Here is a 26,007-nt window from a genome sequence, read left to right on the forward strand (position 1 = left end):
AGTTAGTTTTTATTAATTTTTAAAAGTAAAAATCCAGCTTCCACATTATTTCCTTCTTCCACATATACTTCTTCTATTACCCCATCTTCATCCGCTTCAATCACTGTCTCCATTTTCATGGAAGAAAGCACTAGCAATGGGGATCCTTGTTTAATTTGTTCTCCTGCAGCAACATGAATTTTAACAATCTGTGAAGGTATAGGAGATTCGTATCCTCCATGTACTTTTTCTTTTTCTTTGGTTGGAAAACGATCTTGTTTAATCACTCTAGCATTACCAATATCAGCAGCGTGAACATAAAAGTCATTCTCCAATTGTAATATGGAATAGCTTTTTTGTAAACCATTATTATTTAAACGAATCAGGTTTTTACTTACGTCAATTATACTTGCATCAACTTCGTTTTCTTCAATAAGTATCTTAAAATTATGATCCAAAAACCTATATTGAATAGTTACTTTCTCTTCGTTAATAAAGAAAACTTCTTTCTGATACTCATAAAAATTATTCCTCCAACCAGAAGGAAAACTTCTTAGTATTTTTCTTGAAACTTCTCTTTGGTACCAGCTATATAAGGTTGCTGCAAGCGCTATTTCCTCTTTATGTTCTTTAGACACATTATTTATATCAGAAAGGTTGATCTGTTTATCTATAAAGTGAGTATCATATTTTCCCGCTCTAAAATCCTCATGTTGGAGTAACCTTTGTAAAAAAGCTTGATTGGTTACGGTTCCCTGGCAAATCAAGTTTTTAAGCACATAATTAAGCTTATTATGTGCTGATTGCCTATTTGTATCATGCACAATAATTTTGGCAATCATTGGATCATAAAACATTGAAATTTCTGACCCAGACTCGATCGCCGATTCTATTCGAAGTCCTTCCATTTCTGGAAAGTCAAACTTGTGAATAGTTCCTGTAACAGGAGCAAAATGATTAGAAGCATCTTCTGCATACAATCTGGCTTCAATAGCATATCCATTTGCTTTTATCTGATCTTGTTTAACTCGTAATGGTAACCCTTTAGCAGATTCTATTTGCATCTGTACCAAGTCGAGTCCTGTAATTGCCTCAGTAACGGGATGTTCTACTTGTAACCTAGTATTCACTTCCAGAAAATAGAAGTTTTTAGTTGTATCGTCAAAAATAAACTCTACCGTTCCCGCATTATCGTAATCCAAAGATTTAGCTGCCAAGACCGCCGCTTCACCCATGCTTTTTCTCAACTCATCTGTCATCACTGGAGAAGGGCTTTCTTCTATTACTTTTTGATAACGTCTTTGAATGGAGCATTCCCTTTCTAACAAATGAATAATAGTACCGTGTTGATCTCCAAAAATCTGAAATTCAATATGCCTTCCGGATTCAATATATTTTTCAATCAGTAATTCATCATCTCCAAAAGCATTTTTTGCTTCTCGTTTTGCAGAAGTAATTGCATTGTCAAGTTCATTTTCTTCATAAACGATTCTCATTCCTTTTCCTCCTCCTCCCGCAGTCGCTTTTAATAATAATGGAAATCCAACTTTTAAAGCCTCTGTTTTCAAGGTTGTATCTGATTGATCTTTTCCTTTATATCCAGGAATTACTGGAACACCAGATTGTTCCATGATCATTTTTGCTTGTGACTTGGATCCCATTGCCTGAATTGCTTGAGGTCTAGGGCCTATAAAAGCAATTCCTTCATCAAGACAACGCTGTGCAAACAAAGCATTTTCAGATAAAAACCCATAACCAGGATGTATCGCATCTGCTCCAGAACGTAGTGCCGCTACAATAATCTTATCCTGATCTAAATATGATTTTGATGGTTCTGGATCTCCTATATGGATTGCCAAATCCGCTTGCTTAACAAATGGCGCATTTTTGTCAGCTTCAGAATACACTGCTACGCAAGTAATACCCATTTTTTTACAGGTGCGGATAACTCTCGAGGCAATTTCTCCTCGATTTGCAATTAATATGGTATTGATGTTTTTCATATTCGTAAATAGTATTCTAATGTCTCCAGACTCCGTAACTACTAGTTCCTTTTATTTCTTGGCTATATAATACAGCCAAAGAAAAACCTATATAATTTCTAGTTTCTTTAGGGTTTATGATTCCATCATCCCACAACTCCGAAGTAGAATGCCAGGATGAAGATTTAGCTTCTGCTTCTGCTATGAGCATTCCTTCTATCATTTTTGCTTGTTCTTCATTGTATGGGATACCTTTGGCTACTGCCGAAGTTTTTTGAATGATCTTCATTACACCAGCCAATTGTTGAGATCCCATCACTCCAATCTTAGAATTTGGATATGCAAAAAGAAAGTTGGGTTCATAGGATCTTCCGTTCATCCCATAATTTCCGGCTCCAAATGAAGAACCTATCATTAAAGTAATGGAAGGTACCTTGCTATTAGAAACTGCGTTAATAAGCTTGGCTCCATTCTTTATAATACCACCTTCTTCATAGGCTTTACCTACCATATAACCCGTAGTGTTTTGTAAGAATAGCAGTGGAATATTTTTCTGATTGGATAATTGTATGAATTGCGCTGCTTTATTAGCAGACTCTGAGAAAATAACGCCGTTATTACCTAAAACACCTACAGGATATCCATGTATTTTGGTCCATCCACATATCATGGTATTTCCATATTCTGATTTGAATTCTGAAAACTCAGAACCATCCGTTATTCGCATAATTAGTTCTCTAATATCAAAAGGTGTTTTTGTATCCACAGGAACTACTCCTAAAATTTCGTCTGCGGAAAAAAGTGGTTCTTTAATTGGTGATTCCGGTATGAAATGCGGTTTTGATTCTGGAATAAAAGCCATAATCTCTCTCGCTATTCGAATCGCATCGAGTTCATCTTCTGCCAGATAATCAGAAACACCTGATATTCTACTATGCATTTCTGCGCCACCTAGTTCTTCATCTGTAGCTTCCTCATTGGTTGCCATCTTTACCAATGGAGGACCTGCCAGAAATACTTTTGCCGATTTTTTCTGAAAGATTGCATAATCAGACATCCCAGGTACATAAGCTCCTCCCGCTGTAGCATTACCAAAAACTACTGATATTGTAGGGATTCCCATTTCTGACCTTCTGGTGATTTCTCGAAATCCTTCACCTCCATAATTAAAAATTTTCGCTTGATCCGTAAGATTAGCACCTCCACTTTCTACAAGATTTATAGAAGGTAGTTTACATTCTCGACTAATCTGTCCTATTCTAAAACCCTTAAAAACAGTTGCATAATCTACAGACCCACCTTTTCGAGTGCCGACATTAGAATTGATCATGCATAGTTTCCCTTCTACTAATCCAATTCCAGAAACACTCGTACCTCCAGTTCCAAATCCATCTTTTTTCTGCATTCCAGCTAATGGTAAAAGTTCCAAAAATGGACTGTCTCTATCCAAAAGCAATTCGATGCGTTCTCTTGCCAACAGCTTATTTCGGCTTCTTGCTCTATGTATAGATTTTTCCTTTCCTTGAAAACGGCTTTCCTCGAAATGTTCATCTAGTTTTTTTACTAGGTCAAGCATCGCCTGTTTATTTTCCCGGAAGCAAGCACTTGCTGTATTAATATTTGATCTTAATGCCCTCATTTAATGCACTTCTTTAATTTCTTTTCTTACCAAAAACTGTTGAACTTTATACGGAATCATCCCTGATACTCGGTATAACATCCGCATTTTCCATCCGCTCACTATAAAACTTTTCCCCTTTATAAAACCATTCCAAACATCCTTAGCTACTTCTTCTGCAGTTGTAGCTGCTAATCCGTTAAAGGTTTTTACGTTTTCCATTTTTCCTGCTTTTTTAAAGTTAGTATCTTTTATTGCTGAAGGACATACACAGATTACTTTGACATTCGAATTTTGCATTTTCAATTCCTCATTCACGCTTCTTGTAAAATGATTCACAAAAGATTTTGTAGCTCCATAAGTACTCAGTTTCGGTGTAGGTTGAAATGAGCTGTTAGAACTAATGTTTATAATAGTTCCTTTATTAATAGCTATCATATCTTTTAAAAAAAAGCGAGTCATTTTGTATAGATTGATAATGTTTACATCAATCATATTCAATTCTCGTTCTGAATCGGTATCATTAATAAATCCATAAGTTCCAAACCCTGCATTATTTATTAATACATCTACATTCCATTGATTTTCTTGTATCCAATCATAAACTTTCTGTGCAGCATTTGATAAAGAAAGATCTTGTACTACAGAATTAATCTCACAATCTGGAATTTCATTTTGTAATTGTATTGTAGCAGCCGTTATTTCTTCTTTCAAAAGCGAAACCCAAAGTAACTTGTATCCTGCATTAGCGAAATATCTAGATATAGTAAAACCTATTCCACTGGAACCTCCTGATATCAGAACTGTTTTGCTCATAACCATATGATTTTTTTTTCATCGTTATGCCATTCCAGAAAATTTTTACTGAATTTATTATCTATTTCTCCACGTCTTATTTTGAGTGTTGGTGTTAATAGCCCATTCTCTGTATTCCATGTATTACGATCAACAATAATCGTTGATACACGTTCATAATTCGCTAGATCTTTATTAAGTGAAACAAGCGTTTTATCCAAGGATAATTCAACTTCTTCTTTTGACGTAGCTAACGCAACTTCTGATAGATTAATAACTGCCACAGGTTGAGGCAATCCTAAACCTGCAACACAAACTTGTTCTACTAACACATTTTTTTCTATTCTTTCTTCCATAGGGTTTGGTGTAATGTATTTTCCTTTGCTTGTTTTAAAAGCATCAGAAACACGCCCTATAATCCTTAAAAATCCATGTTCATCTATACTTCCTTTGTCTCCACTATGTAACCAATCATTTTTTAAAACTCTTGCGGTGAGTTCAGGATCCTTGTAGTATCCTTTCATCATAAATGGAGACTTCATTAAAACTTCTTTAGTTTTTGGATCTATTTTCACCTCACAACCTGGCACTGGTTTACCAACGGAGTCTGTAGGAGCATCTCTCATAGGTGTATTTGTAATAGATCCGCATACCTCAGTCATTCCATACGCTTCTATGAGATAAATACCCAGATTCTTATACCATTCTTTAAGATATGTCGGCGTAATTGCTGATCCTGTGACTACTACTTTTGCATTAGCCAGACCAAGACCGTATCGGATTTTCTTTTTGATTAATCCAGAAAGTATTGGAATCTTAAATAGTATTTTTTGTTTTTTGAGAGAAATCTTATTAGCTACACCCAAATAAAATTTTGTCCATATCCTAGGTGCCGCGAAAAAAATTGTCGGCTGAGTCTCTTGTAAGTTTTTAGCAAAGGTTTCAATACTTTCAGCAAAAGAAATTGTTCCGCCTAGTGTTAATGCGCTGGTATAAATACCTATTTTCTCTCCTACATGGTTTAATGGTAAATAAGACAGTAACTTAGGACTTAAATTGTTTGCAGCTCCCATCCAATCATTCAGGTCATCATTTTTAATAATATTTACTGGTGTTTTGTGCGCATGCATTACTCCTTTTGGAGTACCTGTTGTACCTGATGTAAACAAAATAGTCCATAATTCCTCTGGATCTGGAATATATCCTTTTGATAAAGGTTCGCTTTCTGAGATCAGGTCATCCCAAAACGAACCTTGAGTTACTTTTGCATTCCCTTCATAATGTGGAAAACTGATAATCCGAGTTGTATCCTTTATCTGATCAGCATGCCCAGACCAGCTATCTAGTTTTCCGACAAAAGCAATTTTGGCATCCGATTGTTCCAGAACTTGTCCCAATTGTTTCGCTGAAAGATTATAATATAAAGGAACGGAAACAAAACCTCCCATCATAATAGCCAAATCAGCAAGTATCCAATGGTAACAGTTTTTAGAATATATCGCTACATGGTCCCCTTTTTCTAATCCTAATTTTCGTAAAGCATTAGTCATTTTTGAAGCTTCAATGTAAGCCTCATGATACGTGAGTGTTTTCCAGGAATTTCCTTTAGGTTGTTTTAAAAACGGGAAGTCCGGTTTCTCTTTAATCCAGTGATAAAAATATTCTGGAAGTGAATTGTAATCCGGAATTCGTAAACTATCCATAACAACAAATTAAAAGGTTAAATAAGAATCCATACTATGATCAAAAGCTTCTCCCATCTTCGACAAATAATCTTCTCCAAAGAATTTCTTAAAGGATGCCAAACCTTTTTCTGTAAGATGAGGTAACAAGAGGCTCCAAATAACTTTTTCTCCATCTTCATTTGTTTTATTACCTCTAATGGTTTGTTGAGAGGACCAAAAAAACATGGACATCCAGCTCGTTAATGCTAAATTCTTATATACACCAGGAATCGACTCATCTCTCATGTTTCCTAGTTGAATAGAAAATGCTATTGCCGTTTCTATTTCTTTAATCATTTTAGCGCAAAGCGATTTCATTTTAGGTGCAATCAATGCATGTTTCAACATCTGATTATCATGAAAAATAAAAGAGTATTCTTTTTGCAACCTATAATATAGCTGTGCTTCATTATGTAAATTCTGAAAAGAAGGAATGCTTTTTTCAACCCTTACATTCGTCAATTTATCCCATAGCTGATTTGTTAACTCAAGTAACAAAGCTTCCTTATCCTTAAAATGATAGGTCATATTCCCTCTACTCATATCCAAAGATTTGGCTAATTCAAACAAGTTTACTGCACCATATCCTGATTTATTAAAAGTCTTAAGAGCCTTATCAAGTATTTTTTGCTTGGTTTCCAATTTCATCATTTTACACAAATATAAAATTATTTTAATATTAATATCTATTTTTATAGTCATAAATGACTAATTACAGATATTAATATTTTCATACTTCAAAAACCAATAGGGAATTGAACCTTACTTCTTTACTTCAATATTTCTTTTTAATTCATTTCCGTTTTCATCTAAAACCGTAATGGTATGTAGTCCTAGATCTGGTTTCACAGGCATTTCATGAAACTGTTTTGTCACTCCAACAAATACGTTATCTATATACCAAAACACTCGTGTTTCAGGCTGGGTATGTGCTATTTTTAAAACCACTTCATTGATTTTTCCATCAAACCCTTTGGGTAAATAAACACTACTATTTCCTTTTGGAAAAATAAAATCCATACGGCCTACTAATTCCTTAGTGCAATCCGATCTATAAGAAGGTAAGGATCGATAATCAGCATTTCTTGTTTTAAAATAATACTCTTGTAAAGGAGGTAATACAAACCAAGGTTCATGAATAATTGTATCCACAGGTTCACAAGAAGAGTTAACCCTATATTTCCTTGTAGTATCTAAATGAACTAATTTATGATATGGACATGGTTTTGTTTTAGTCCCTGTCGTAGGAATATACATTTCATTCGCAGGACATTCTTTACTAGCTAAAAAACCACTTTTTTTGCAAACTTCTACCTTAACTAAGTCATCATAAGGAGTTGGAAACCATTTAGAATTAGGTAATACATTTATCACATCAAACAAAACAGGTGCTGCTGAGTTTAGTCCTGTGAGTTCCGGTCTTCCTTCTCCGTCCGCATTACCAGCCCATACACCTATCACATAATCTTTACTCGCCCCGATAGCCCATGCATCTCTATTACCAAAACTAGTTCCTGTTTTCCAAGCAATTTCCCTAGATGAATCATAAAATTCCCAAGCTTCATCTCCTGCTGGTCGATTTACTTTTTTCATTGCTTCGAAGGTCAACCAAATACTTCCCGCTCCAAAAATTGGTTTCTGTTTTACTTTGTCACCAAAATCAACAATATCATCTGTTAAGGTAATGGGTTCGGTAAATTCATTCGCAAAATATTCACTAGACGTGCTTTCATAGTGATTTAGTGTTCCTGCAAAGCCTGCATAAGTTTTGCATAGATCCCAAAGATTTCCTTCCGCACCACCTACAATTAGCGATAACCCATAGTGGTCAGCACTATAGCTCAAATTCTTAATTTGGAAAGCGTTTAATTCATCTCGAAAACGCTGTAATCCATATTGTTGTAATAATCTAACCGCAGGTATGTTTAAAGATCTAGCTAAAGCTCGGTTAGCGGGAACAGCTCCACTAAAAGTTTCGTCATAGTTCCTGGGAGTATAACCAGCTATTACTGTGGGAATATCAGAAACCAATTGTTCCGGCAATAACTCTCCTTTATCCATCATTGCAGCAAACAATAAAGGTTTTAGTGTACTTCCTGTACTTCTACCAGCTTGTATAATATCTACATCTTTTTGATGTGATTTATCCGTTGGTGTATTACCTACATAACTAAGGACTTGTCGGGTATTAACATCTAATACCAAAACTGCCATATTATGAACTTCATTTTGTCTTAAAATCTCATAATGTCTTTTTACAAGTTGATTTACGCGTTGCTGTAGTGATATATCGATAGTGGTTTGTAATCTTTTTCCATTATTACTCTTAGCCAATCGATCTAATAGATGAGGAGCAGTTCGAGGAAGTTGATATGGTTTTTGAGGTAGTGATTCACTTATGGATAATTCATAGGTTAAGGAATCAATTGTATTTTGCTCCAACAGTGTTTTTAGTAATCTGTTTCTTTTTTTCAATAATTGAATTTGGTTTTTTCCAGGGTAAATCAAGGAAGGCGCATTAGGTAAAACCGCTAAGGTTGCCGTTTCTGACCAAGATAACTGATGCGCAGGTAATCCAAAATACCGCCAAGAAGCCATATCAATTCCTACTACATTTCCTCCAAAAGGAGCATGGGAAGCATAATATTTTAAAATTTCTTCTTTGGAAGAACCAAACTCTAATCTAGTTGCTAAAATTAACTCAATTATTTTTTCAAAATAAGTTCGTTTCTTACCCTTTCGAGCCAATCGGATAACCTGTTGTGTAATGGTACTGCCTCCTCGAACAACTTTTCCTGCTTTTATATTTTCACTAATAGCTTTAATCATAGAAACTGGATTAAAACCAAAATGCTTATAGAACTGCTGATCTTCGAATGCGAGTATGCAATTTTTAAATTTATCAGACACACTATCTGTCTCAGGAAACCTCCATTGTCCATCTTTGGCAATTTTGGCTCCTAATAATTCTCCCGTTTTAGTTTCGATTACTGTCGCCGTAGGATCATCAAATAATGGTTTTGGTAAGGAAAAATAATACCAAATCAGCAATACTCCTATAATAACGAATCGCTTAGGGTGCTTCTTTATATAATTTCTAGATGTTTTAAACACTATTACCGACAATTAATACATTTAAACAATGGTACTAAAATTTATGTAAATAAAACATTCTTTATAGCCTTTGAAAGAATTTCTCCCCTAAATTTTTCTTATTTAATTATAGTAAAAACACACATAAATTTACTAACTTAAACGTTTTTTGCATTTATCAGGTATTATTCTTCACACGAATCCTTTTGATAAGAACAGTTACTAAAAGTGCTACACGTAAGCATTTATAAATTTTAAAGTTTGTTATCCATTTGATAAAATTGTTTTGTGTTGAAAAAATATTATTTCCTACTTATAGTTTTTATTTCCTATTCTTCTTTATCACAGGAAAATATATCTTTTAAAAAAAACGATAGCATCGATTATTTATTAAAAACTGCTGAAGACTTAAGCTACAAAAATGATATGTATAAGGCTTTGGAGTACGCATTTGAAGCTGTTAGTTATGCACATGTAATACAAGATAATTATTACATATCAAGTTCCTATATGATGATGGGAACAATTCAACATGAAATCATAGATTATAAAAATGCTAAAAAAAACCTCTTAAAGTCTTTAGAATATACTGAAAAAACAGAGGAAAAAATTCTCTTACCTTCTATACTGCATAGTCTCGCTAATATATATTATGATGACAATAAAGACTACAAAAATGCTTTGATTTATTACAAAAGAGCACTCGAATTAACTAATAAAGAACGCTCTCCGAATAACTACCAAATTACTTTACATAATTTGATATGGACATTTATGGATCTGAATAGATTTGACGAAGCAAAACCTTATCTTAAAAAAGCAGATAGTATTGAAAAAACAATTCCTGATAGCCTACAAATAGACAGGAGTTCCTTGTTCCTACTTAAAGCAAGAGATTATGCCAATAATAAAGAAATCAATAAAGCCGAACAAGCTTTTAAGGAGTCTTTTAAACAATTAGAAAAAGAAAGCTACTGGATTAAAGGTAAAAGTTATTTTTATGACTACCGATCAGGAATGTATGAGAACATAGGAGATTATTTTAAAGCTTCACAGGATCTTAAAAAATTACTAAAAAATGAACGTAAAGTTTTTGAAAACGCAAAAACAAAGAATGAGGAAATTGCTAAGTTCAGATTTAAGGTAGATGAATATGAAAGAGAGCTTGAGGCAGCCAAAAGGGAAAAAGTCTTATTATTAGATATTGATAAAAACAACAAAATTATCATTTTTATCTCCTCCGCAGCCTTATTGCTATTGATTGGGGTATTATTTTTTTATTATAGGGCTTACCGATCTAAGAAAAAAATCAGTGAAATTCTTAAGATAAAAAATTCCGAACTCTATGAAGCTAAGGCGCAAGCCGAAAAGTTAAGTAAGATTAAATCACAATTTATCTCGACAATTAGTCACGAACTAAGAACTCCTTTATATGGTGTTGTTGGGATCTCTTCAATTTTATTAGAGAATGATGGAAAAATGGAAAAAGATAAAAAACTTCTTAATTCATTAAAATTTTCTGCTGACTACTTATTAGATTTAGTCAATAAGGTTTTGAAAATAAGCAAAATAGATTCCGAAGAAAAAGAACTTATCAAGACTCCTACAGATCTATTTTCTTTATCTCAAAACATTATACAATCCTTTGAGTACCAAGCTCAAAAAAAGGATAATAAATTAATTCTTGAGCATGATGATAGTACCCCTAAACTAGTCAATATTGATGCATTACGAATATCCGAAGTTTTAATTAATTTAATCGGCAATGCTATTAAATTCACTGATAAAGGAAAAATATGGCTCCGAATCAAACAATTATCTACAGATACGAAAACCGTTAGAATTCGCTATGAGGTAGAAGATACCGGTATGGGAGTGCCTGAAGACCAAAAAGAATACATTTTTGAGGAGTTTTCACAAATTGGCAGCGTATATGACAATAAGCAAGGAACTGGCTTAGGGCTCTCTATTGTTAAAAAATTGGTTCAGGTAATGGGTAGTCAGATTCATTTCGAAAGCAAAAAAGATGTAGGGTCTATGTTTTATTTTGATCTAGATGTAGAGATTTCAGAAAGCTTGAATCATGCAGAAAATGGTTCCTTAAGTCTAGAAAATACTGACAGTATCTCTGCAAAAATATTAGTTGCAGAAGACAATAAAGTGAATCAATTAGTGACTAAAAACTTGTTGAAAAATATTGGATGTATTTGTACGATAGTAGAAAATGGTTTTGAAGCTGTTCAAATTTTGAAGGAAGAAACTTTTGATTTAGTACTCATGGATATTAATATGCCCGTTTTAGACGGTATGCAAGCAACATTAAAAATTCGGGAATTTGATACAACCACTCCTATTATTGCATTGACAGCTTCAGAATTAAGTGAAGTAGGAGATGAATGTAAAAAAGCAGGTATGAATGACATGATTAATAAACCATTAAACAAAAACGATCTTAGAGATGTAATCCATAAAAGTTTAATCGTTGATGCTTCCCCAAAAAAGGGTTAAACTACAGATTTATCAAACTTAACTAACAGCAAATACTTAGTAAGTCAAGATTCATAAACCTACTTATTAAAGAAATAATCTCTGGAACTACTTCAAAGGCTTTTGTAATGATTTTACATTTAATTCTCCAACACTGGGTCTGGAAACATCTTTAATTTATTCAACTATGATCATCAAAAAAGCGGAAATATCCCCTTTTCAGCAACAAATAGGAATGTATATTCATTAGTTTTCTTATCAATTATAGCGGAAAACCCTATAATTTCATTAAATTATATCACTCTTAAAAACAATTAGCTATTATTTCATTCTCAAATTTACCAGGAATAACTGGGCTTAAAATGTAAAGATGAAATCGAAATGAAATCAAATGGTGATTTGATTTGGTACATTCATTTTTAATAAAAATTGTTTTGCATTGAAAGAAAGTACATTTTACATATTCATTTTTATTTTTTCTCTGACTTCTTTTTCACAAGAAAAATCTTCTTTTGAGAGAATTGATAGTTTGGAGGTCATATTACGAACTTCAGAAGAACTACGACGTGATAATGATATGTATCAATCATTAGAATATGCTTTCAAAGCTGTTAATTATGCTCAAGAGCTACAAAATGATCATTATTTATCCCACGCATATATGATAATGGGAACCGTTCAATATGAAATTATTGATTATGAAAATGCTACAAAAAACTTTTTAAAATCCTTAGAACATACTGAAAAAACAAAAGATAAAATACTTTTACCATATATCTTACATAGTCTAGCCAACGTATATTATGATGGCAATAATGATTATGAAAGTGCTTTAAAATATTACGAAAGAGCCGTAAAACTAGGTAAGAACAACCCTCATGTTACACAGTATCAAATCCCTTTGCATAACCTAATTTGGACATACATGGATCTGGATCGATTTGATGAGGCCTCAATCTACCTTAAGGAAGCTGATAGCATAGACAGTACAATTTCTGATAGTGTTCAAATAGACAGAAGTACTCTCTATCTATTAAGAGCTAGAGATTATGCTCATAAAGGAGAAATTAAAAGGGCAGAAGAGAACTTTGAAAAATCATTTGAATACCTCAAGGATGAAACGTATTGGCCAAAGGGAAAAAGTTACTTTTATCGATACAGGTCTCAGATGTATGAAGATTTTGGCTACTATCCAAAGGCTATTGCTGATCTAAAACAACTGAATAAAAACGACCGTAAAATTTTTAAGAATGCACGATCTAAAAGTGATGAGACTACAAAAATTAGATTTAAGGTAGATCAATATGAGGAAGAATTAGAGATTGCTAAAAGAGAAAAAGCACTGTTGTTGGACATTGACAAAAACAATAAGATCATCATTTTTATTTCTTCTACGGCCCTATTATTACTAGCAGGAATGGTCTTTTTTTATTACAGAGGATATCAATCAAAGAAAAAAATTAGTGAAATTCTGAAAATAAAAAATGCGGAACTCTATGAAGCTAAATCACAAGCAGAACAACTAAGTAAAATTAAATCACAGTTTATCTCTACAATTAGCCATGAACTGAGAACTCCTTTATATGGTGTAGTTGGAATCTCTTCTATTTTATTGGAAAATGACGCGAAATCGGAAAAAGACAAGAACTTACTCAATTCTTTGAAGTTTTCTGCAGACTACTTACTTGATTTAGTGAATAAGGTTCTAAAAGTTAGTAAAATTGATTCTGAAGAAAAAGAACTCATCAAAACGCCAACAGATATATTTTCTTTATCGCAAAACATCCTACAATCTTTTGATTACCAAGCACAAAAAAAGGAAAACAAACTAATTCTGGAGCATAACCATAGCATCCCTAAACCAGTTAATATAGATGCATTAAGGATATCTGAAGTTTTAATCAATCTAATCGGAAATGCTATCAAGTTTACCGATAAAGGAAAAATTTGGCTCCGAATCAAATTATTAGCTATTGATTCAGAAACCGTTCGGATTAGATATGAGGTGGAAGATACCGGTATGGGAGTACCAGAAGACCAAAAAGACTACATTTTTGAAGAGTTTTCACAAATAGGTAGTGTGTATGATAATAAACAAGGGACAGGTTTAGGGCTCTCTATTGTTAGAAACCTGGTACAGGTAATGGATAGTCAGATCCATTTCAAAAGTAAAAAAGGTGTAGGGTCTTTGTTTTATTTTGATTTAGATGTTGAGATTGCTGATAGTTTAAATGATATAGAAAATGATTCTCAAAACCCAGAAAATACTAACAGTATATCTGCAAAAATACTGGTTGCAGAGGACAACAAGGTTAATCAACTGGTAACCAAAAATTTATTAAAAAACATTGGTTGTAGTTGCACTATAGTGGAAAATGGATTTGAAGCTGTCCAAATATTAAAAAACGATACTTTTGATTTGATCCTTATGGATATTAATATGCCTGTTCTAGATGGTATGCAAGCAACACTAAAAATCAGAAAATTTGATACAACAACACCTATTGTTGCACTTACCGCTTCGGAACTTAGCGAAGTAGCTGATGAATGCAAAAATGCCGGTATGAATGACCTAATCAACAAACCTTTGAATAAAAACGATCTTAGAAATGCTATCCACAGAAATTTAGTCGTAAATAATTCTGAAACGAAAGATTAAATAATAGACGTGTAATGCTCAACTACTGGGAATGGCTCATAAAAATGATGCAATAATTCTTTCCATTCTTGATATTCTATCGATTGCCTGAATCCAATTTCATGATCTTCTATTGTTTCCCATGTTACGAGCAACAGGTATTTGCTATTCTCTTCAGTACAACTTAGCAAATCTAACTTTACAAAACCCTTCATAGAAGCGATAATTTTTTTAGCTTTTCTAAAGGTTTTTTCAAACAATTCTGATTCTCCTGACTTTATATACAGTTCTGCCTTTTCTAAAATCATTTTTTTTACGATAATTTTGTTTTGGATCCAGCTTATATTTATCCTAAGTGATATTAGAAAAACGAATAACAAAACGTTCTAAAAAACACTTACTTCCTTAAAAAACTCATCACTATAACCTCGCTTTTAACACCTACTTCACCACCTCAATCCACCTGCCTTTAGTACGCACTAAATAATCATTGTCGTACATAGCTTCGGATTGAATACCTGGTAAATAATACTTCCCTAAATATGAAGCATTAAGCAGTAATGTTACCGTTTTACTTTCTTTTGGTTTAAGATCAAAATAGAAATTAACCCGATCATCACGGATATCGGTATAGGTAACCTTATTAGCTCTGAATGATCCAAAATCTGTGAAACGAGTATTGACCACTTCCCATCCTGATGGAAAAATCTCCGTTAAAGCAATATCTTTCACCTTACTTCCAGAAGTATTAGTTATCGTTACCTCTGCTACAAAATCGGTTCCTTGAGATAATTGAGTAACATCAATGACTCTTCCGTTTCGATTTTTATAGTCCACGATAGCTCTAAAATTACTTTGTATCACTTTTTCCTGACCAACTGGTAAAATTCCACTAGTTGCCAATTGCACGAAAATCGTGTTGTCCTTATTATTTTTAAGAAGTAACTTATTGTTTTTAGTAATAGATAATTCACCAGAAGACAGCAAGGTTTTATTGGTATTCGCACTATTGGTTTTACCATTAAACGTGTAATTTACATCTATTCCTTTTCCTCCAACAAATGCTGCATATTTGGCCATAGCCATTAAAGCGTATGAACTCGTTTGGGTACTCATCCAACTCTTTGAAGATAATTCCCTGGCCAGCTCTTCCGCTACTTTTTGCGCTTTTACTTTTTCATCTAATAACACCAATGTCTCCAAAGCCATAGCTCGATTTCGGTTCGTGGATCCATAGGTATAATAATGGTTTTTTCTTGGCTGAAAATCAATGTTGGCACTATTTAGCAATTTATCCGCAGCATTCTTCTGACCAATTAATCCATAGGCAGCTGCCAATCTTAATTTAGCATCATTAGAAAGGTCTGAGGTCTCTCTTAATCGATTCATTGACGATAAATCAGGACTTCCTGCCAAAGCCAACGTATACAATCTGTATGCCTGAGAAAGGTCACTACTGCCACTTCTCCATCGTTTTGCCTGTTGCTGTTGATAATTAATCCAATTGTTTTTAAAACCAATCGGTAATACATACCCTTTTTTATTTGCTTCTAATAAAAAATGTCCTGCATAACTTGTGCCCCAATCATTAGCATTACTATATCCAGGCCAATATGACATTCCTCCATTGGGTTGAATAAAGCTTTTTAATCTATAAATAGCAGCTTCCATATTTCGCTGGATTTTCTGTTTCTTCTCAGAAGGTAACGCAAAAACATCAGCAAGATATAATTGAGGAAATGCTGCAGAAGTGGTTTGTTCTACACACCCATGAGGATATCGTATCAAGTATTTCAATCTACCTTCAAAATTCATAGGTGGTAGCGAAGACAATTCAATAGTTGTAGTATTACTTCCATCAATCCCAAAAGATGCAAAATCAATTTCTTGCTCACTATTGGGCTCTAAAACTATAGAAGTAATTTCTGTAGTCATAGGATTTGGATTAATAATATCGATAGGAATACTGTAAGAAGCTTTTTCTCCATTTCCACTGGCAACCACCTCAATATCTGTAATCGAAGCACCTTCTAGTACCTCAATATCAAAATATACCATTTTTTCATCTGGTTGTGAGAAAGAAAGGTTCTTAGTTGTTTCTCCAGTTACCGCAAATCCTTTATTAGGTTTCAATGTTACATTTACATTCTTTACTTTATTTTCCATTGCAAAAACAGTAACCGGAATAGTCACTTTTTCACCAGGAGTAATTTTCCTAGGAATCGAAGTCAGTATCATTAATGGTTTTCTGACAGGAGTTGTTTTGTCAGCACTTCCATAAGCCGCTTTATTAGCATCAGACGCAACAATCATAGTTCGAACGGAACCTATATATTTTGGTATTTTGATTTTATGGGATTTGGTTTCTCCATTTTTAAGTTCAAAAGGCCCTTTATAAACCACCATTGGTTTAAATCGATTTGCTTTTTTGGATTTACTACCACCCGCTTCTCCATCACCACCAATACTAAAGATTTGATTGATACTACCTCCATATGCTCCTATTACATCATCATATACATCCCATGTTTTTACCCCTAAAGCTTCTCTAGCATAAAAGGTATCCCAAGGATTTGGTGTTTTATGTCGAGTTAAATCCAACAATCCTTCATCCACAATTGCTATGGAATAAGTCATAGCTTTCCCATTGGTTTCGCTAATTTTAACATCGATGGTCTCTTCTGGACGTAAAACATCAGGCATTTTTATTATCGGTGTAATTCTTGTTGCCGGATTTTCTACTGAAATAGGGATCACACCATACAATCGTATTGGCAAATCATTAGCAGTAGAACTATGAGGCTGTAATAATGTAATATGGATAAATACATTTGGCGTATATATGTCCTCTATTGGCAATTCGAATTTGGTTTCTCCTTTTTGCGGAGTTACCCATAAAGAGGATAATACTTCTGTGCCATTTTCTACTGTAACCAAAGCTCTTCCTCCTTCACTGGATGGAAATGTTACGGTTGCTGTTTCTCCAACATCATAGGTGGTTTTATCTGCTGAGAACATTAACATCGTTGCTGCTGATGGATCATTTTTATTAGCTCTACCTGCCCAACCTGGCCAATCTACATAAACTGCTTTTCCGGTAGCGTGACCACCATTTGGGTCCACAACTCTTACCAGATATCTTCCCCATTCGGGATGTTTTATTTCAAAATTAAAATTGGCTTTACCGCTACTATTGGTAGTAACTTTGGTTTTAAACACCTCATTACGATAAGATCCGCGATTATAAGAAGACAGATTATCTTCTGAAGTATCCCACCACCATCTCCAGTTTACTTTGTATACATATACCTCTAGATCTTTAACTGATTTTGGACTTCCTTTCTCATCCACCGAAACCACTTCAAAATTATGTTGTGTATCTGTAAGTAGCATTCCACGTGCCTTATCTCCTTTTGGAACGTTTAGTCCAATATAAGTTTTATACGGAGAAAAATCTTTAGAAATTACATCCGTACTGAAATCACCACCGTTTTCATAAACTTTGGTAATAAACGAAGCTCGTAACATTCCGGCAGCCTTTGTCTTTAGTTTAGGTTGCATAGAAAAATTAACTTTTCCTTCTGAAGACAATTTACCATTAAACACCTCTTGTTCATCTATGCCAAATCTCCTCGAAGGATCATCAAAAATATAACCCGGAAAGGTTTTAAAACTTGTCCTTTTAGCATTAAAACGAACATTAATATCTGTTTGAAGGTTCTTAGCAATAGCTCCGTGTAACCATAATACTTCTAGATTTCCGTTTATACTTTTATTAGCTCCTAATACTTCATCCTCAAAACTTGTTTTGATTTTAAGACGATTAGGCTTAATCGTTTCAATTTTTAAGGATTTGGAAAAACTAGCTCCTCCAACATGTACTTTGGCTTGCCAGTTTCCAGTAGGTGCTTCATCTGAAGTTTCTACAATAAACTTATAGAAATTACCAATTCCTTCTTTTTTAGTTTCCTGATGAACTACTTTTCCATAAGGATCTTTTAATTCAAATTTTACTGGATGTCCTTTTGGTAATTTATTCGCATTATCATTTAACATAAACGAAAGAAACAATGTGTCTCCAGGTCTCCAAACACCACGTTCTCCGTAGATATATCCTTTAATTCCTTTTTGTAATCGTACTCCAGAAACATCAAATTTACTAACAGATAGTGCATTACCATCATTCAGTTTTACATAGGTTTGTTGCTTACCTGATGTCGCGATAGCAAAATAAGCAGGTTTATCCGCATCAAATCCGGACATACCTTGTGCATCTGTTGTTGTAATCCCTATTTCTTGTTGTTGATAGTTATAGAAGGAAACTTTTACGTTGGGGACTGGATTTGTCGTAATGATGTCATTGACAGCAACCATATATGACTTGTTTAATCCCTTTTTAATTACTACTCCAAGATTAGACGCTAATAGATTTGCAGCAATCTTCTTATTTCTATAAAAAGAATTACTACAAGGGTTATCTCTTTCATTCCAATCATAATCATAATCGTCATAGTAGTATTGCGAAGTATCCCAAAAACTAGACTCTTCTTCATCATCGTAGTTCTCCGAAAGTTCATCAACTGTAGTATCATCTGCAGCTGCTCCATCACATTTATAAAGTGAATATGCTTTTCTATAGTTCAATTCTATTCTATAAATAGCTCCTGGATCTGGTGAAATCAATTCTTTCAAATCTATGGCAAAAGCATTCCATTTACCGAGATTCAATGATGCATTTTCCTGAAGATTAATCAATTTTTTAGCGATTGGTCTGGCAACGCTTCTTAGATTACTAGCCCCATCAAGGTTATTATTCTGTAAAAATTGAAGGACATTATTCTCAAATACTTTTACTACTTGAACTTCTACTGCGCGCAGATTTATAGCTTCGAAATTAAACTTCAAATTTTCTGAAGTTGGTAGAATTACACCACTCTGTAATAACCTAATTTCTGGTTTTGGTTGTTGAAACGAAATGTTTTCGGAATAGGTATTCTTTAGCTTATAATCATCAATACTTTTAATTCCCTCAAAAACAGTTACTTCTAATGTCCCTTTTAGTTCTTGTTTTGGATACACCTTTAGATTCTGACCTTTTACTGTATATTTTAAATCTCTTGCTCCCGCTATTCTAACTAGTCCATCAAAGTTTTGATTTTTTTTCAACGGATCCGAAAAATTAATTTCTACATATTGTCCTTCAAAATTAGAAACCGATACACTTATCACAGAAAAATTATTCTTTCCTGGCACATTCAATACATCATCCCCTTCACTTTCTATATCAAATGATTTTCCTGACCATTTTATTTCCACTTCAGAATCATCTTCGAAACGCTGTATACTATCTATTCTAAAACTAAACTGCCGACTTTTAGCAAGCGATTCTCCAAAAGTAACGGGAACATTTTTACCTTTTTGTGTAGCCGTAATTAATTGTTTTGCAGTATCAAAACTTAGTTGATCGCTAGCTGTAATTGTTCCATTAAGATATTGCCAATCCTTACTATACGACTGAAGGTTATCGGTAAGTACCGAAAACTGTTGTTTTAACGTTTTAACACTAAAAACAAATTCTTCATCTAAATCATCTTTTAAATCTTTTACTAAGCCTTCTAAATTTAGTGTAAACGTATAATCAGTATCTTCTTTAAAGCCTTCTTCTGGTTTAAAAGCAATAGTTTGATTATTAACTGCAAAGACTCTCCCTTTTACTTTTGGTGAAACCGAAAGTACTTTATTAGAAAGTTCCTGATTATCATCCCAACCTTCCACAGGCGTCTGCAGAACCACATATACATTGTCTAAAACCGAAATTACACCTGTGGAAACATCGGAAATATAATTCTGATATTTATTAAGTTCAGAGGCATTTGCTTCGGATATTGATTTAGCATCTTTCTTTTTACAGGAAAATACAATTGCTGAAAATAAGAAAAGATACAGGATACGTGATAATCGCATATTGGATGATTTTAGTTGACCACATAAATGTAAGACATTTTTAAATGTGGTTATCCCCTGAAAACGGTGAATTTATCATTTTAAATAAAAGAGTATTAGATCTAATAGAAAAAATGATAGGATTTCTACTATATGTCTATCATTTCTTATTTTTATAAAAATCAATTAACGCAATCCTTCCTTGAAAAAACCGAAAGGTTAAATGCATAACATTTCCACCGTTATCTTCTAAAGAGACCACTTTATTAAGCTCAAAACTGTATGGTTGATCTTTTCCTCCTTCGATTGCGATATTATCCGCATATAGACTTAATCCCTTATCAGCTTTTAAAGCAGGCTCTATTTTACCAGAGATCCCAGGAATATAACCTGATTTATTGATGATTACGGAACCTGAATCGTTTGATTTTTCAATAGTAACTTCAATATCTTCCTTTGGATTCATACTATGAAAAATTACCGCTGGATATTCTGAATGTGCTATAAGAACTGTATATAGTTTTCTCGTTCTAATTACAAAATGCGCTAATCCGTTTTCATCTGTAAACCCTTCTAGATATGTGGAATTATTTGCAATTAATACCACTTTAGCATGCTTGATTAATTGATGCTTTTCATCTACCACTTTAATCGTAAAAATAAAAGGTTTAGGATTAATCATAGTAGAGAGTTTCGACCATCGGTTTCTGAAAAATGCCTGATCCTTTTTTAACTTATTTTCGATCAGAATGGCTAATTCCTCAGGAGTCTTATTTTCCAGATTAATATAACCGATCGTTTTAAGAATTCCAGGGATTTCTGTATTATCAAATCTGGCAGGTAAAATATATTCTCTGCTCTCCTGAAATGCTCTTGCTTGCATCGAAACTCTCTCATGATTTGTCCATAATTTTTTATTATAAAAACTAGATACAAAAAGCACTGTATATCTTGCTTTATTTTGATAAATCTCTGATAAATATTCATACAAATTTTTTCCCCACAAATTAGCTTCTTCAAACAAATCATAGAACACCTTAATGCCCTTAACTTTTAAGCTATTCGCCACCTTCTCCACATATGCTCTATTCTCTCCTGCAAAAGATAAAGCAACATCATATTCATAACTTCTATTCTTCATCACTGACTATTTTTTAACCTAAATCTGACTATTTGAGCTAACCTTTACTTCTGTAATCTCCTCCAAAACCATCTTTAACATGTATGTTTTGTCTTTTTTCTATCCGTAGCGCTGCTATGAATCTCAAAAAAGCCTTCATCTAAATGCTAAATCTTGGTTTTTCGGTCACATGAAGAAGTCAAGATGAGCTCATTACAAAATTACTTTGTTTATTTGGAAATATTCCATTTTTTATTGGAAATATTCCAACAAAAGTTTTACTTTTAAACCGTAAAAATTATAGCTTTTGGAACCTAAAAAAAACATAAAAGGAAGAGGTGCACAGGAAAAAACGCATAATCGATTCTCTTCAAATCACTATGAATTAAGAGATGATTTTCTTAATTATCTTCAAAAAGAAGGAGAATCTATTGATCATCATAAAACCACTTTGATCGAGACTTTTCCTAAAACAATAGTGAATAAAGTAACCAGTCCAGATGTTGGTATGATGTATTCACTTAATCCCTATCAAGGTTGCGAGCATGGATGTGTGTATTGTTATGCTAGAAACTCCCATGAATACTGGGGTTATGGTGCAGGACTGGATTTCGAAAGTAAAATTTTAGTTAAAAAAAATGCTCCAGAATTATTAGAGAAGAAATTAAAAAGTAAAAACTGGAAGGCATATCCTATTTCACTTTCAGGAAACACAGATTGTTATCAACCTGTTGAAAAAAAGCTTAAAATAACAAGAGAACTTCTGAAAATATTCTTAAAATACAGACATCCTGTGGGTATTATTACTAAAAATGCTCTTATACAAAGAGATATAGATATTCTTTCTAAACTAGCCAAGGAGAATCTGGTATTGGTATTTTTATCAATAACATCACTTAATGAAGAAACCAGAAGAATACTGGAACCCAGAACCGCTAGCATAAAAAAACGTTTAGAAACCCTAGAAAAACTAAACAGTTTAGGAATTCCTACTAATGTAATGATGGCGCCAATTATTCCTTCTATTAATAGCCATGAAATATTAAGTCTTTCCAAAGAAGTATCCATAAGAGGTGCAAAAAGTTTAGGATATACAATCGTGCGATTAAACGGTGCTATTGGGCAGATATTTACTACGTGGTTAGAAAACACGCTTCCTGACCGTAAAGAAAAAATTTTACATCAGATTATGGAATGTCATAATGGAACCCTAAATGATAGTGAATTTGGGAGAAGAATGAAAGGAACAGGAAATATTGCAAATCAAATTCATCAAATGTTTGCTATTGCAAGAAAAAAATACTTCCCTAAGGAAAATAAAATATCCTTAAACTGCGATTTGCATGAATCATATAAAGATGGTCAATTAACACTGTTTTGATGCTTTTTTAATTATTTTTGAAGCTTTATACAGAGGTTTTAGCCATTCTTTATGAGATTGTATCATCTATTCATCTTTTTTGTTCTATTATTTTCAAATCCTGTTGCGGCTCAGATTGATGATATTTTAGTTAACAAAAACGTAGAAGATATTCGTCTTCAACTAGAAGCTTTAGAAAATAGAGAAATTGATGAAATCATATCATTAAGTAATACTCTATACAAAACTGCTTTCGAGAGTAAAGACATTGTTCATATGATCTTGGCTTTAGAAAACTTAAGCGTTGCTAATCTTAATGAGGGGAACAACAATCTAGCCATTGAATATTTAGATCGAGCCATCTCAATTGCCAATCAGTATGCAGTAGATAAAAAAATCCTTGTTGACCTAATAAAGTTAAAAGGCAATCATTACTTTGATATTGAAGAATATGATAAAGCAGCCAATTCCTACTATGAATCTCTTAGGATAGCGCAAAAAATTAAGTATAGTTATGCCATTTGGGCATTACGAACCAATTTAGGATTTGTCAAACTTCGTTCAGGAAACCCAAGAGAAGCTCTCGAGGAACTAAAAATAAGCGATGAAATTCTAACAAGTGGTAAAGGAGAATTTGCTAATCATGTTCCTATGCTTAACAAAGCTAGAATCTGCGAGGCATATATAAAACTTAACTTATTAGATTCTGCATTACAGTATAATAATGCTGGGCTAGCATTTACTAAAACTATAAAGCTGGATAATGTTCATATAGATTTATTGATGCATAGAGGTATCATATATATGAATAAGAAAGACTATGCACAAAGTCTTATCTATCTAAATCAGGCAAAAAAATTATGTTATGAAGCTAATGATATCATTTTTTTAGGTAAAACTTTAAACCTGATCGGGGCCTGTAAGTTAGAACAAAAACAATACGCAGAAAGCATTGACATTCTAAAAGAATCTCTGGAGATTCTTACTAACAAATATTCAAATTCTGATGAACTAAGTACTTGTTATAAACTGCTAGGACAATCGTACAAAATGAATGGTGATCTAGAAAAATCCAATGAATATTATGAAAAACATATTTTAAGCCTTAGCAAACTTAATAGCAAAAAATCATCAGCTTCCAGAAAAGTACAAGATATTGCTCTCAATGATTATCAAAATGAGATCGCTACTCTGGAAAATCAAAAAAAGAAACAAAAAAACAGACTTACATATTCTCAAATAGGTTTAGTTATTGTTGTCATAGGATTAATCTTGTTCGTATTCTTTTTTCAAAAAATGAGAAAAAATAACAAGAACAGATTCGAAACCTTACTTGCAAAAATTGAAGAGCAAGAACATGCAAATTCCTCTGTTATAGAAATTAACGATAAAATTAAGAATAGTTCTATTATTGATACCAAAGACGCAACATTAGAATCACATTCCAGCGAAATAGATATTAATGAAGAACTCTATGAACAAATTCTTATTGGGTTAAAAAAGATTGAATCACAGGAATATTATCTTAGAACCGAATGTAATTTATATAATGTAGCCAAAAAGATAAATACAAATACTTCTTATTTATCTAAAGTAATTAATTCTCATTTTGGTAAAAATTTCAACACCTATATTAATGACTTAAGAATTAATTATGCAATTTTAAGACTGAAAAATGATTCTAAATTCAGGTCATACTCTATAAAATCAATCGCCGAAGAGGTCGGTTACAAAAGTGCCGATTCTTTTACTAAGTACTTTAAAGTTCACACAGGATTACTCCCTTCGTTTTATATTAAACAACTTAAATCCAAAAGCTAATTCTACTGGAGACATACTAAATTTGACTTGAAAAAGCCCTAAATTCATAAATATAGGGTCTATGAAACAGTATTCAATCAGAATGCTTTCAACTCTTATAAAACAATGAAAAACAGATGTTTAGCTGCAAATATCTCACCCGTTTTTCTTTAAATTAGGTTAACTACTCTTGTTATTACTGTTTTTTTAAAGGTACTTTGATAAAGTAATCAATGAAGCAATTTATTACATCAAAACATTAATAATGAAAAAACAATTTGTTTTATTTTCTATCGGGATTATAGCTGGGTTATTTACCTACGGCTTTTTCTTCGGAAATAAAGTAGAAGATAAATCAAATGCTATTCTAAATGTCTTACAGTCTAATTGTGAATGTGATCAGATTAAGCAATTCTTATATGTGAAAGGTTTAGCTGTTTCTGACAAAGGAGTTTCTACTGAAACTGCTGAATATGAATTAAAAAACTGTAAATATTCTGATTTAACATCTGAGGCCAACAGAATCAATCAGTTATTAATGAAAAAGGTTGACGGATATCAAGATATTGATAGATTAACCATGGAGTTTGTAAATCAAAATTCTTCAAAGCTTGTAACAATCAATAATGGAACTATAAATCACTAATCATGATAGCACTAACAAAACTTTTAATAGATTTAATTTTAAATTATTTTCTTCTAATAGTCGAATTTGTAATTAGCATTTTCGCTTAATCAAAAAAACGAACAATCAAATTACATCAAAAAACGAACAGATTGGAATTCAATAATAGGTAGGCAGTTCATCAATGTCTACCTTCCCATTCTTTATAAAACTGTTTTAAAAATGTTTCCATAAAAAGATGCCTGTCTTCTGCAATCCTTTTACCTGCATCAGTATTCATTCTGTCTTTAAGTAATAATAGTTTTTCGTAGAAATGATTAATCGTAGGAGCAGTAGAGTTTTTATATGCTTCTTTTGTCATATTCAGATTAGGTAGTATTGCGGGATCATACAAAGCTCTATTCTTAAATCCTCCGTAATTAAAACATCTAGCAATTCCAATAGCGCCTATAGCATCCAAACGATCTGCATCTTGTATAACATCCAATTCGGGAGAAGTAAACTTTTGGATAGTATTTCCTCCTTTAAAAGAGATATTTTCGATAATAAGAATTACATGGTCGATTATATCCTTTTCCACTTCCAAACTTTCCAAAAAATCACTAGCTACTTTAGGACCTACGGTTTCGTCTCCATTATGAAATTTAGAATCAGCAATGTCATGAAGTAATGCTCCAAGAGAAACAATAAAATGATCTACATTTTCATCTTTTGCTATGAGCTTAGCATTATTATATACTCTTTCAATATGAAACCAATCATGTCCTCCTTCAGCGCCCTTTAACGTATTTTTTACGAAGTCTATAGTTTTATTTATAACTTGATCTTCTGTCATACGCATTG

General features: G+C 33.0%; 15 protein-coding genes. 5 read left to right on the plus strand and 10 right to left on the minus strand.

Annotated features, from left to right (window positions below):
* Positions 1–2: 2 nt before the first annotated feature.
* The 6 genes from Q0975_RS03800 to pbpC all read right to left on the minus strand — a co-directional run bounded on the left by Q0975_RS03800 (position 3) and on the right by pbpC (position 9,224).
* On the minus strand, positions 3–1,982 hold the full coding sequence (locus tag Q0975_RS03800) for a biotin carboxylase N-terminal domain-containing protein (RefSeq protein WP_299433306.1): 1,980 nt from the start codon (positions 1,980–1,982) through the stop codon (positions 3–5).
* A gap of 16 nt (positions 1,983–1,998) precedes the next feature.
* Positions 1,999–3,537: a carboxyl transferase domain-containing protein gene (locus tag Q0975_RS03805; RefSeq protein WP_299433309.1), complete on the minus strand. Its 1,539-nt coding sequence runs from the start codon at positions 3,535–3,537 to the stop codon at positions 1,999–2,001.
* Positions 3,538–3,600: 63 nt separating this feature from the next.
* Positions 3,601–4,395: an SDR family NAD(P)-dependent oxidoreductase gene (locus tag Q0975_RS03810; protein ID WP_299433312.1), complete on the minus strand. Its 795-nt coding sequence runs from the start codon at positions 4,393–4,395 to the stop codon at positions 3,601–3,603.
* On the minus strand, positions 4,392–6,077 hold the full coding sequence (locus Q0975_RS03815) for an AMP-binding protein (protein WP_299433316.1): 1,686 nt from the start codon (positions 6,075–6,077) through the stop codon (positions 4,392–4,394). The genes Q0975_RS03810 and Q0975_RS03815 overlap by 4 nt, the downstream gene beginning before the upstream one ends.
* Before the next feature lie 9 nt (positions 6,078–6,086).
* Positions 6,087–6,740, minus strand: a complete 654-nt coding sequence (locus tag Q0975_RS03820) for a TetR/AcrR family transcriptional regulator (protein ID WP_299433318.1) — start codon at positions 6,738–6,740, stop codon at positions 6,087–6,089.
* 120 nt (positions 6,741–6,860) lie between these two features.
* On the minus strand, positions 6,861–9,224 hold the full coding sequence (gene pbpC, locus Q0975_RS03825; protein WP_299433320.1) for a penicillin-binding protein 1C: 2,364 nt from the start codon (positions 9,222–9,224) through the stop codon (positions 6,861–6,863).
* Between the two features lie 258 nt (positions 9,225–9,482).
* On the opposite strand from pbpC, the gene Q0975_RS03830 reads away from it, so the two are divergent.
* Both Q0975_RS03830 and Q0975_RS03835 read left to right on the plus strand, forming a co-directional pair.
* Positions 9,483–11,699, plus strand: a complete 2,217-nt coding sequence (locus tag Q0975_RS03830) for a response regulator (protein ID WP_299433321.1) — start codon at positions 9,483–9,485, stop codon at positions 11,697–11,699.
* Between the two features lie 418 nt (positions 11,700–12,117).
* Complete coding sequence (locus Q0975_RS03835; protein WP_299433323.1) at positions 12,118–14,337, plus strand: response regulator; 2,220 nt, start codon at positions 12,118–12,120, stop codon at positions 14,335–14,337.
* Here Q0975_RS03835 and Q0975_RS03840 read toward each other — a convergent pair.
* From Q0975_RS03840 to Q0975_RS03850, 3 genes are all read right to left on the minus strand, one after another.
* Positions 14,334–14,624: an antibiotic biosynthesis monooxygenase gene (locus tag Q0975_RS03840; RefSeq protein ID WP_299433326.1), complete on the minus strand. Its 291-nt coding sequence runs from the start codon at positions 14,622–14,624 to the stop codon at positions 14,334–14,336. The two genes, Q0975_RS03835 and Q0975_RS03840, sit on opposite strands and share 4 nt — an antisense overlap.
* 133 nt (positions 14,625–14,757) lie before the next feature.
* The gene (locus Q0975_RS03845) at positions 14,758–20,280 is read right to left on the minus strand and encodes an MG2 domain-containing protein (protein WP_299433329.1); all 5,523 of its coding nucleotides are present in this window, start codon (positions 20,278–20,280) and stop codon (positions 14,758–14,760) included.
* 139 nt (positions 20,281–20,419) lie between these two features.
* Positions 20,420–21,400 carry a TIR domain-containing protein gene (locus Q0975_RS03850; protein ID WP_299433332.1) on the minus strand — a complete coding sequence of 327 codons (981 nt, stop codon included), beginning with the start codon at positions 21,398–21,400 and terminating at the stop codon, positions 20,420–20,422.
* Between the two features lie 286 nt (positions 21,401–21,686).
* On the opposite strand from Q0975_RS03850, the gene Q0975_RS03855 reads away from it, so the two are divergent.
* The 3 genes from Q0975_RS03855 to Q0975_RS03865 all read left to right on the plus strand — a co-directional run bounded on the left by Q0975_RS03855 (position 21,687) and on the right by Q0975_RS03865 (position 25,185).
* Complete coding sequence (locus Q0975_RS03855) at positions 21,687–22,760, plus strand: PA0069 family radical SAM protein (protein ID WP_299433335.1); 1,074 nt, start codon at positions 21,687–21,689, stop codon at positions 22,758–22,760.
* A 51-nt stretch (positions 22,761–22,811) separates the two neighbouring features.
* Positions 22,812–24,560: a tetratricopeptide repeat protein gene (locus Q0975_RS03860; RefSeq protein WP_299433338.1), complete on the plus strand. Its 1,749-nt coding sequence runs from the start codon at positions 22,812–22,814 to the stop codon at positions 24,558–24,560.
* Between the two features lie 244 nt (positions 24,561–24,804).
* Positions 24,805–25,185 (plus strand): hypothetical protein, encoded by a 381-nt coding sequence (locus Q0975_RS03865; protein ID WP_299433341.1) that lies wholly within the window; start codon positions 24,805–24,807, stop codon positions 25,183–25,185.
* 160 nt (positions 25,186–25,345) lie between these two features.
* Here the strand turns inward: Q0975_RS03865 and Q0975_RS03870 are convergent, their stop codons facing one another.
* Positions 25,346–25,999 (minus strand): HD domain-containing protein, encoded by a 654-nt coding sequence (locus Q0975_RS03870; protein ID WP_299434233.1) that lies wholly within the window; start codon positions 25,997–25,999, stop codon positions 25,346–25,348.
* Positions 26,000–26,007: the final 8 nt, after the last annotated feature.

This window comes from uncultured Aquimarina sp. (assembly GCF_947500065.1).
Taxonomy (GTDB): Bacteria; Bacteroidota; Bacteroidia; order Flavobacteriales; family Flavobacteriaceae; genus Aquimarina.

What these genes read in the sequence shown, in the direction of transcription:
- Q0975_RS03800 (WP_299433306.1), bottom strand. Translation starts at nt 1,982, where the DNA reads ATGAAAAACATCAATACCATATTAATTGCAAATCGAGGAGAAATTGCC.
- Q0975_RS03805 (WP_299433309.1), bottom strand. Translation starts at nt 3,537, where the DNA reads ATGCTTGACCTAGTAAAAAAACTAGATGAACATTTCGAGGAAAGCCGT.
- Q0975_RS03860 (WP_299433338.1), top strand. Translation starts at nt 22,812, where the DNA reads ATGAGATTGTATCATCTATTCATCTTTTTTGTTCTATTATTTTCAAAT.
- Q0975_RS03865 (WP_299433341.1), top strand. Translation starts at nt 24,805, where the DNA reads ATGAAAAAACAATTTGTTTTATTTTCTATCGGGATTATAGCTGGGTTA.
- Q0975_RS03870 (WP_299434233.1), bottom strand. Translation starts at nt 25,999, where the DNA reads ATGACAGAAGATCAAGTTATAAATAAAACTATAGACTTCGTAAAAAAT.
- Q0975_RS03850 (WP_299433332.1), bottom strand. Translation starts at nt 21,400, where the DNA reads ATGAAGAATAGAAGTTATGAATATGATGTTGCTTTATCTTTTGCAGGA.
- Q0975_RS03840 (WP_299433326.1), bottom strand. Translation starts at nt 14,624, where the DNA reads ATGATTTTAGAAAAGGCAGAACTGTATATAAAGTCAGGAGAATCAGAA.
- Q0975_RS03845 (WP_299433329.1), bottom strand. Translation starts at nt 20,280, where the DNA reads ATGCGATTATCACGTATCCTGTATCTTTTCTTATTTTCAGCAATTGTA.
- Q0975_RS03815 (WP_299433316.1), bottom strand. Translation starts at nt 6,077, where the DNA reads ATGGATAGTTTACGAATTCCGGATTACAATTCACTTCCAGAATATTTT.
- Q0975_RS03810 (WP_299433312.1), bottom strand. Translation starts at nt 4,395, where the DNA reads ATGAGCAAAACAGTTCTGATATCAGGAGGTTCCAGTGGAATAGGTTTT.